This window comes from Mangrovibacterium sp. (assembly GCF_059905295.1).
In genome coordinates, this window is sequence record NZ_JBZQJF010000025.1 from 1 (window position 1) to 1738 (window position 1738).

Annotated in this window: 2 protein-coding genes; both read left to right on the forward strand. The window is 44.9% G+C overall.

Going from position 1 to position 1738, the window contains the following annotated elements:
- A partial coding sequence (gene sucC / locus AC37HE_RS01525; protein WP_500781008.1) for an ADP-forming succinate--CoA ligase subunit beta occupies positions 1-1111 on the forward strand: 1111 nt, incomplete at its 5' end.
- Between the two features lie 25 nt (positions 1112-1136).
- A partial coding sequence (locus AC37HE_RS01530) for a succinate--CoA ligase subunit alpha (protein ID WP_500781009.1) occupies positions 1137-1738 on the forward strand: 602 nt, incomplete at its 3' end.

Consider the following 1738-nt stretch of genomic DNA (forward strand, 5'->3'; position numbering starts at 1 on the left):
CCGAGATTTATTCAGGAAGTACGGGATTCCTGTTCCGGAAGGTGAGCTTTGCCATTCGGTTGATGAGGTTAAAAAGAAAATCTCTGACAAAGACAAATTGAGAGTAGTAAAAGCGCAGGTTTTGGTTGGTGGCCGCGGTAAAGCCGGTGGAGTAAAACTGGCTACCACAAAGGCAGAAGCCATTGAAAAAGCCAAACAAATCCTGGGGATGGAAATCAAGGGTATTACCGTTGAAAAAATCCTGGTGGCCGACGCAGTTGACATCGAAAAGGAATTTTATGTAGGTCTGATCAATGACCGTAACACCAAGTCGGTAACGCTGATGGCAAGTGCCGAGGGTGGTGTTGAAATTGAAGAAGTGGCCAAAACTTCACCTGAGAAGATCATAAAGATGCCAATTGATCCAACCATGGGTTTAATGGACTGGCAGGCCAGGAAAGTTGCGCTTCAGTTATTTGGAGATCCAAAACAAGTGCGTCAGGCAGCGGAAATCTTGGTGAAGTTGTATCGACTTTATGTTGAAACCGATTCTTCACTGGCTGAGATCAATCCACTGGTGCTTACTCCGGATAAACAGGTGTTGGCTATTGATGGTAAAATGAATTTCGACGACAACGCATTGTTCCGTCAGAAGGAAATTATTGCCATGCGCGAAGCTGATGAGAACGAGAAAAAGGAACTGGAAGCCAATGCAAAAGGTTTGTCGTACATTAAACTCGACGGTAACATTGGTTGTATGGTAAACGGCGCAGGTCTGGCTATGGCTACCATGGACATGATCAAACTGTATGGCGGCGATCCGGCTAACTTCCTTGATATCGGTGGTTCGTCGAATCCGCAAAAAGTGATCGATGCCATGAATATTTTGCTGAGTGACAAAAATGTGAAATCTGTGATGATCAACATTTTTGGCGGTATAACCCGTTGCGACGATGTTGCCCGCGGTTTGGTAGCTGCGCTTCATGAAATAAAAACTGATATTCCGATAGTGATCCGCCTATCGGGAACGAACGCGAAGGAAGGTTTGGAAATTATTGAGCAGACCGGTTTACCGGTGGTGAAAACCATGAGCGAAGCTGCGAAGAAAGCCATCGAGTTAAGTAAAAAGTAAAAATTGAAAGTAAAAAGTTAGAGTAATGAGTATACTTATTAATAAAGATACAAAGGTAATTGTCCAGGGAATTACCGGTCGCGATGGTGCTTTTCACACCAGTAAAATGAAAGCTTACGGAACCAACATTGTTGGTGGAATTTCACCCGGTAAAGCCGGCCAGCAGGTAGAAGGTATTCCGGTATTCAACACTGTTGAAGATGCAGTAAAAGCAACCGGAGCCAATGCTTCAGTAATTTTTGTTCCGGCACCTTTTGCCGGCGATGCCATTATGGAAGCCAGCTATGCCGGCATTGAGTTGGTGGTTTGTATCACCGAGCATGTTCCGGTTCAGGATATGATCCGTGTAATGCCGGTTTTGGAAAAACACGGTACGAAACTGATCGGTGCAAACTGTCCAGGATTAATTACTCCGGGAGAATGTCTGATCGGGATTCTTCCTGCTATGATTTTTAAACCCGGAAACGTTGGTCTGATCTCGCGCTCAGGAACATTGACTTACGAAGTGGTGAATATGCTTACTGAAAGCGGTTTGGGACAAACAACCTGCGTTGGAATCGGTGGCGACTCTGTTTCAGGGCTGTATTTTATCGATCTGCTTGAAATGTACGAGAATGATCCGAAAAC